The organism is Corynebacterium sp. HMSC058E07 (assembly GCF_001809885.1).
Taxonomy (GTDB): domain Bacteria; phylum Actinomycetota; class Actinomycetes; order Mycobacteriales; family Mycobacteriaceae; genus Corynebacterium; species Corynebacterium macclintockiae.
In genome coordinates, this window is sequence record NZ_KV799274.1 from 94,320 (window position 1) to 102,072 (window position 7,753).

The following is a 7,753-nucleotide window of genomic DNA, read 5'->3' on the forward strand; positions in this document are numbered from 1 at the left end:
CTTTCCTATTGAAAAGCCTGGTTGCCGAGCTGCTGCGGGGCGGTGTGGTATTCGATCGGAGTATCCGAGAAGTTGATGGGATTGCGGACACTGCGCATGCCCTCGACCTCCACGATCGGATCCAGGCCTAAGGATTCTGCGAACTCGAAGGCCTGCCTGATGTTGTTTACAGGGCCTGCGGGCACCCCGGCGGCGCGCAGTTTCTGGAACCATTCCTGGGCGCCGGCCCGCGCCAGCGCACCCTCGATGATCTCAGCCAACTCGGCACGGTGGGCGACACGGTCGCTGTTGGTGGTGAAGCGGGCGTCATCAATTAAGTCCTCGAGCCCCAGCACCCGACAGGTCCGGTGATACAGCGAGTCGTTGCCCGCGGCGATGGCGAGGTCGCCCTCCCGGGTTTTGAAGACCTGGTAGGGGGCGATGGACGGGTGAGTGTTGCCCATGGCCTTACCGATCACGCCCGCGCCGACGAACGCGCTGGCCTGGTTGGCCAGGGAGGACAGCAGAGTGTGCAACAGGTTGATCTCGATGTGTTGGCCCTTGCCGGTGGAGGTGCGGGAATGCAGGGCGGCGAGGATGCCCATGCCCATGTGCAGGCCGGTGAGGACATCCACCAGAGCCACGCCGACCTTGACGGGGTGGCCTTCCTCGCCGTTGATGGACATGAGGCCGCCGACGGCCTGCACCATCAGGTCATAACCGCCGATGTCCGCACCCTTGCCGGAGCCAAAGCCGGAGAGGGAGGCGTAAATCAGCCCCTCGTTGTGCTGGCGGAGCGTTTCGTAGTCCAGACCCATGCGCTGCATCGTGCCGGGGCGGAAGTTCTCCACTAGGATGTCGGCCTCTTCGGCGATGCGGCGGGCCTGCTGGCGGCCCTCTTCGGTGGAGAGGTCGATTTCCACGGACTTCTTGTTGCGGTTCACACCGGCGAAGTAGGTGGACATGCCCTGCGCGTTGACGGGCGGCGCCCACGAGCGAGTGTCATCGCCGACGCCAGGGCGCTCAATCTTGATGACCTGTGCGCCCATGTCTGCCAGCATCATGGTCGCGTAAGGGCCGGCCAGGACGCGGGAGAAATCGGCCACGACGATGCCTTCGAGGGGGGAACCCATGTGTGCCTTTCTGGTTGGGAGCGGGGCGGGGAGTGGGTTGGGGTAGGGGCTGGGCTGCTTGGCTTAGCGGAATGCGCCCTTGCCGGTAAGGGCCTGGCCGATGATTAGCTGGTGCATCTCGGCGGTGCCCTCGTAGGTCAGCACGGACTCCAGGTTGTTGGCGTGGCGCAACGGCGAGTACTCCAAGGTGATGCCGGAAGCACCCAGCAGGGTGCGGCACTCGCGGGCGATCTCCAGGGCCACACGGGTGGAGTTCAGCTTGCCGACGGAAACCTGGTGCGGGGCGAGCTCGCCCTTATCCTTCAGGCGGCCGAGCTGCAGGGCCAGCAGGACGGACTTGTTGAGCTCGACGGACATGTTGGCCAGCTTCGCCTGGGTGAGCTGGTAACTGGACAGAGACTTGCCGAACACCTCACGGGTCTGGGTGTACTCGATGGCGGTTTCCAGGCTGTCGCGGGCAGCGCCCAGGGCGCCCCAGATGATGCCGTAGCGGGCTTCGTTCAGGCAGGTCAGCGGGCCGCGGAGGGTGTCGATCTTCGGTAGGCGCTGGGAATCCGGCACGCGGCAGTTATCCAGCACGATCTCGCCGGTGATGGAGGCGCGCAACGAGAGCTTCTTGTGGATCTCTGGGGCGGTGAAGCCCTCCATGCCCTTTTCCAGGATGAAGCCAGCGAAGCCATCCGCGGTGCGGGCCCACACGACAGCCACGTCGGCGACGGGGGAGTTGGTGATCCACATCTTGGTGCCGTTGAGGACCCACTCGTCGCCGTCGCGGGTTGCGCGCGTCTTCATGGACGCCGGGTCGGAACCGGCATCGGGCTCAGTTAGGCCGAAGCAGCCCAGGTACTCGCCGGCGGCCATCTTCGGCAGATACTTTTCCTTCTGCTCCTCGGAGCCCCAGTGGTGGATGGCGAACATGGCCAGGGAGCCTTGAACCGATACGAAGGAGCGCAGGCCCGAATCCACTGCTTCGATTTCCATGCAGGCCAGGCCGTAGGCGACGGCGGAGGCGCCGGGGCACTCGTAGCCTTCCAGGTGCATGCCCAGTGCGCCGAGCTGTCCGAACTGCGGGCCCAGCTCCTTGGCGGGCAGGGTGCCTTTGTCGAACCACTCCTGCACGTTGGGCTTGAGGGATTTGTTGGCGAAGTCCGCCATGGCTTCTTGGAGCATGCGCTCTTCGTCGGAGAGGAGGCTGTTGAAGGAGGTGAGGTCCAGCAGGGAGGAAGTCATGCCAGTCAGTTCCTTACGTATATAAGTATTTCAATACTGATTTGCGTACCTATGAGTGTAGGGGAAGTAGTTTCGTTCCGAAAGGCTTTCGCGGAAACTTCCTCTAAGATCGTCATAGTTAGCTGCCGCCCCAAGCCGAAAGGACCCCCGATGCCCGACGCGCCCCACCCCGAGTCCGCGCTGCGGTTCCCCTTTCCCGTCGACCAGCAGCCCGGCAGGTCTCACCACCGCACCGTCGACCGGATCGCGGACATTCTGGAGTTTGTGGCCCGCAACCCGCAGCCGCGCGGACTCACGGATATTTCCAAGGCTATCGGCGCGCCGGTGAGTTCCACCCAATCCCTGGTGAATGGCCTGGTCGCGGCCGGATACCTGGAGGAACGGGACAAGGCCTTCCGCCTGGGGCTCGCCCCGTATCTGCTGAGTACTCTCGCCGGTAGCCGCCCCGTGGATCAGGTCACCCACGAGATGCTGGAAGACGTGGTGGAAGAGACGGGCTATATCGCCGTGTTGGCGTCATTGGTAGGCGACAATGTCTACTACCTCGACTATGCGCTGTCGGACCCCGAGTTCGAGTACCTGGCGCAAAACCGGCTGCAGCGCCCGCCACTCGAGACATCGGCGGGATGGGCGATCCTCTCCGGGCTGGGTCACGAGCAGGTCTGGGGGATTCTGGCTGCGTCCGAGAGCTCGCAGGAGACCATCAATAAGTTCCAGCGCTGGTACCCAGACATGCGCGCGACCGGCGAATGCGTGGCCCCCGGCGTGGCTTTGAACGGTGCGGATGGTGTGGCCGTGCGCGTCGAGAGCCAGGGGGTGGCGGTGGCCTCGGTGTCCGTCATTGCCTCGACCGAGCAGATCGCGCGCGACGCGGATCGGATTATTGAGGTTTTAAGACGCCACAGCGCCCGCTGGAACCGTTAGCAGCTTAAGCTGAGTTCGTCGTTGAAGAAGTGGCGGTGATTCGCCAGTCCTCTCCCTGGGGGAGGGTGTGCAAGATGGTTTCAAAGGCGCTGGAGATTAGTGCGGGGCGAAAGCTTTCCGCGTAGTACGCCTCCTTGGAAACCTCTTTTCCACCGGAGAATGCGGTGATCTTCCCTCGTTGCTTCATGTGGTGACGAGAGATGGTCTGTTCGAGCGATTTGACGGAGCTGGCCCAAGGTTCGTCCTGTTCATATGCGTTGACGCTTCGCTCGCAAGCGGAGATAGCTTCGATATCGGAAACTGAAGGTATGCCGAAGTCGGAAATCGCGCTCATACTGATGGAGTGGAGAGCTGAGAGCGCGGAACTTGGCAATGCGGAGTCCCACACGGCAAATAACGGGCGAAGAGGGAAGCGATCCTCTTTCGATCGCACGGTTAAGTGTGCGCGAATAGTCTGCAGATCTTCAATAGTGTCGTGGGTAGCATCATTAATTTCCCAAAGGCTAAGAGGGATTACCTTTCCGTCGGAATCGCCGGTGTAGGAAAAACCCAGGGATAATTCGGCCCAGCGAAACCGGTCGAAAAAGAGGTCGGGATCCACATTCTCTTCGGTGAAGGTGGATGCTTGCAGGATAATGTAGCGATCTTTGTGCATGGGCTAAACGCTAATGGATGTTCTGCAGGTTGAACAGGTTTTGAGCACTAGGCGTTCTCTAGCGCTTTGGAGAGGAACGCTGTATCCGACGGGCGCGCCCAGCCTAAGCGGCTAACTCCGGCACCCACAGCACCAGCTCGGGCCACAGCAGGAAGGCCAGGGCGATGATGGCGATTTGATCCATGAAGAAGCCCAGGATCAGGTATACCGCGCCGATCAGAACTATGACGGCTAGTACGCCCAGGGCGGCGGCCTCCGCCGGGGTGATTACGTGGGGGAAATCACACTGGCATACGTAAATTGAGCGGAATAGACTCAAGGTTGTGGTGGTTGAGTGAGGTGTACTCAAGTAAAGTCGGGGGCGTGCAAGCGCGACCGGCACGAAGCCGTAGGAGGTAGATGTAGAAATGACGAGCTTCAACCCCACCACAAAGACCCAGTCTGCGATGCAGGCTGCACTCCAGGATGCCTCCGCCAAGGGCAACCCGGATATCCGCCCGGCGCATCTGCTTGTTGCGCTGCTCGAGCAGGAAGATTCCATCGCCCTGCCCGTACTGCAGGCCGCTGGCGTACAACCGCAGGTCATCGCCACCAAAGCTAAGAACCTGGTCGCTGGATACCCCCAGGCCACCGGCAGCGAGATGGCGAACCCACAGTTCAACCGTGACGCACTGAACGCACTGACAGCAGCGCAGGAGCTAGCTGAGCAGCTGGGCGATACCTACGTTTCCACCGAGGTGCTGCTGGCCGGCATCGCCAAGGGGAGTTCCGACGCGGCCAAGGTGATGCACGAGGCAGGCGCCACCTTCGAGGCCATCCGCGGCGCTTTCGAATCCGTCCGCGGCAACCGAAAGGTCACCACCGAGGAGCCGGAAGGCCAGTTCCAGGCGCTGGAGAAGTACTCCACCGACCTGACTGCACGCGCCCGCGAAGGCAAAATCGACCCCGTCATCGGACGTGACCAGGAGATCCGGCGAGTCGTCCAGGTACTTTCCCGTCGCACGAAGAATAACCCTGTGCTCATTGGAGAGCCTGGCGTCGGTAAAACAGCAATCGTCGAAGGCCTGGCCCGCCGCATCGTCGCTGGCGATGTGCCCGAGTCCCTGCGCGGCAAGAAGCTCATCAGCCTGGACCTGGGCTCCATGGTCGCCGGCGCGAAATACCGCGGCGAATTCGAGGAGCGACTGAAGGCTGTGCTGGACGAGATCAAGGAGGCCGACGGCGAAGTCATCACCTTCATCGACGAGCTGCACACCATCGTCGGTGCCGGTGCAGGCGGAGATTCCGCGATGGACGCGGGCAACATGATCAAGCCGCTACTGGCCCGCGGCGAGCTGCGACTGGTCGGCGCGACGACGCTGGACGAGTACCGCAAGTACATCGAAAAGGACGCCGCACTGGAGCGCCGCTTCCAGCAGGTCTACGTTGGTGAGCCGACCGCGGAGGACACGATCGGTATCCTGCGCGGCCTGAAGGAGCGCTACGAGGTGCACCACGGCGTACGTATCCAGGACTCCGCGCTGGTGGCAGCAGCAACCCTGTCGGATCGCTACATCACCAGCCGCTTCCTGCCGGATAAGGCGATTGACCTGGTGGACGAGGCTGCGTCTCGACTGCGTATGGAGATCGACTCGCGCCCAGAGGAGATCGACAACGTGGAGCGCGTCGTCCGCCGCCTCGAGATCGAAGAGATGGCGCTGGCCAAGGAGACCGACGCTGCGTCGAAGGACCGCCTCGAGCGCCTGCGCAGCGAGTTGGCCGACGAGAAGGAAAAGCTGGCCGGCCTGACCGCGCGTTGGGAAAACGAAAAGGGCAGCATCGACAGCCTGCGCGAGCTGAAGGAAGAGCTGGACAACCTGCGCCGCGAATCCGAGATCGCTGAGCGCGAGGGCGACTTCGCCAAGGTTGCCGAACTGCGCTACGGCCACATCCCGGACGTGGAGAAGAAGCTGGCCGCGGCCGAAGAGACCGTGGCCGAGCAGCAGGAAGGCATGATGCTGACTGAGGAGGTCACGCCAGATACGATCGCCGACGTGGTGTCCGCCTGGACCGGCGTGCCCGCGGGCAAGATGCTGCAGGGCGAGACCGAGAAGCTGCTGAACATGGAGCTTGTGCTGGGTGGCCGCGTAGTTGGCCAGAACAGTGCGGTCGATGCAGTGTCCGACGCGGTGCGCCGTGCACGCGCTGGGGTAGCGGATCCGAACCGTCCGACCGGTTCCTTCCTGTTCCTGGGTCCGACGGGCGTGGGTAAGACGGAGCTGGCGAAAGCTCTGGCCGACTTCCTCTTCGACGACGAGACCGCCATGGTGCGCATCGACATGTCGGAGTACGGCGAGAAGCACTCCGTCGCCCGCCTGGTCGGTGCCCCTCCGGGATACGTTGGCTACGACGCTGGTGGTCAGCTGACCGAGGCAGTCCGGCGCCGCCCATACACAGTGGTGCTGTTCGACGAGGTGGAGAAGGCCCACCCAGACGTGTTCGACGTGCTGCTGCAGGTGCTGGACGAAGGTCGCCTGACCGACGGCCAGGGTAGGACCGTGGATTTCCGCAACACGATCCTGATCCTGACCTCGAACCTCGGCGCCGGCGGCACCGACGAGGAAGTCATGGAGGCTGTGAAGCGCGCCTTCAAGCCGGAGTTCATCAACCGACTGGATGACGTGCTGATCTTCGAGCCCCTGTCGTCTGACCAGCTGAAATCCATCGTGTCTATCCAGGTGGGCGCTCTGGCAGAGCGCCTTGCGGCCCGTCGTTTGATCCTGGATGTTACTGACGACGCCCAGTCGTGGCTGGCAGAGCACGGCTACGATCCTGCCTACGGCGCCCGGCCGCTACGCCGCCTGATCCAGAAGGCGATCGGCGACCAGCTGGCCAAGAAGCTACTGGCCGGCGAGGTGCGCGATGGCGACACGGTGCGCGTGGACGTTGACCGCAGCGGCGAGGCTGGTGTGGCTGGTGGTGGTGCTGGTGTGGCTGGTGGTAGTGCTGGTGTGGCTGGCGGTAGTGCTGGTGTGGCTGGTGTTGGCGCTAGTGCTCCGGGGGTGGTCATCACCTCCCTGGGAGCCACCGACGGCGAGGCATAATGGTTAGCCATTAGCCTCTGACCTGCGCAAACGCCCCACCTGTTTTGAACTGCTCCCCATTAGTTGGACTGAGAAATCAGTTACCGACTAGTGGGGAGTAGTTTTCATTGAGAGCACGAAGTTCGCTGAGTGAGCATCAGCGTGAGCAGCTGGTGGAGTGTTTCGAGCAAGGCATGGGCTGTGCTGCCGCTGCCAATGCTCTTGGTGTCTCCAAATACGTCGTCCGTACGCTCTATCGTCGGTTTAAGCTGCATGGCAGGCTATGTCTTGTGGAGAAACCGATTAAGCAGCAGTATTCGTTCGACATCAAGAAGGAAGTTGTCCAACGTCACCTTGCCGGCGAGACAATGATGGATCTTGCGCGTGAGTTTGGCCTGTCGTCAGACCAGCTCGTCAAAGATTGGTCCTGGAAATGGCGCAAAGGCGGCGATGAGGCGTTGAAACCGAAGCCGAAGGGCAGACCCAAAGGCTCGGCTGCACCGAAGCGGCTTACAGAAGAAGACAAGCTGCGCCGTCAGATCGCACGGTTGGAAGCGGAAAACGCGTACTTAAAAAAATTGCGGGACTTGAGGAACCAGGGACACGCCTGAAAGTCCAGGCGATCGTCATCCTCAAGTCGCACCACCGCTTGGAGTACCTCCTAGAGGCAGCAGGTATCCCACGGTCGACGTTCTTCTACCACCAGAAACGACTCGGCCAGCCAGATAAGCATGCCGAGCTCAAAGACGCGATCCGGGCAAGTTTTGAAC

Annotated in this window: 6 protein-coding genes and 1 pseudogene; 3 read left to right on the forward strand and 4 right to left on the reverse strand. The window is 62.2% G+C overall.

The window, feature by feature from the left end:
* Positions 1 to 5 precede the first annotated feature (5 nt).
* Both HMPREF2678_RS05385 and HMPREF2678_RS05390 read right to left on the reverse strand, forming a co-directional pair.
* Positions 6 to 1,112 carry a CaiB/BaiF CoA transferase family protein gene (locus tag HMPREF2678_RS05385; protein ID WP_070551268.1) on the reverse strand — a complete coding sequence of 369 codons (1,107 nt, stop codon included), beginning with the start codon at positions 1,110 to 1,112 and terminating at the stop codon, positions 6 to 8.
* 63 nt (positions 1,113 to 1,175) lie between these two features.
* Positions 1,176 to 2,342, reverse strand: a complete 1,167-nt coding sequence (locus HMPREF2678_RS05390; RefSeq protein WP_070551270.1) for an acyl-CoA dehydrogenase family protein — start codon at positions 2,340 to 2,342, stop codon at positions 1,176 to 1,178.
* A gap of 150 nt (positions 2,343 to 2,492) precedes the next feature.
* Between HMPREF2678_RS05390 and HMPREF2678_RS05395 the strand changes: the two genes are divergently transcribed.
* Complete coding sequence (locus HMPREF2678_RS05395) at positions 2,493 to 3,266, forward strand: IclR family transcriptional regulator (RefSeq protein WP_035002743.1); 774 nt, start codon at positions 2,493 to 2,495, stop codon at positions 3,264 to 3,266.
* Between the two features lie 4 nt (positions 3,267 to 3,270).
* On the opposite strand, the gene HMPREF2678_RS05400 is transcribed toward HMPREF2678_RS05395, so the two are convergent.
* Both HMPREF2678_RS05400 and HMPREF2678_RS05405 read right to left on the reverse strand, forming a co-directional pair.
* A complete protein-coding gene (locus HMPREF2678_RS05400) occupies positions 3,271 to 3,921 on the reverse strand; it encodes a hypothetical protein (RefSeq protein ID WP_070551272.1) in 651 nt (216 codons plus the stop codon).
* Between the two features lie 103 nt (positions 3,922 to 4,024).
* On the reverse strand, positions 4,025 to 4,240 hold the full coding sequence (locus tag HMPREF2678_RS05405) for a hypothetical protein (protein ID WP_141747030.1): 216 nt from the start codon (positions 4,238 to 4,240) through the stop codon (positions 4,025 to 4,027).
* A gap of 88 nt (positions 4,241 to 4,328) precedes the next feature.
* Between HMPREF2678_RS05405 and clpB the strand changes: the two genes are divergently transcribed.
* The gene (gene clpB / locus HMPREF2678_RS05410; protein ID WP_070551276.1) at positions 4,329 to 7,004 is read left to right on the forward strand and encodes an ATP-dependent chaperone ClpB; all 2,676 of its coding nucleotides are present in this window, start codon (positions 4,329 to 4,331) and stop codon (positions 7,002 to 7,004) included.
* Positions 7,005 to 7,111: 107 nt separating this feature from the next.
* Positions 7,112 to 7,753 (forward strand): annotated as a pseudogene (locus HMPREF2678_RS05415) (helix-turn-helix domain-containing protein); the annotation flags it as partial.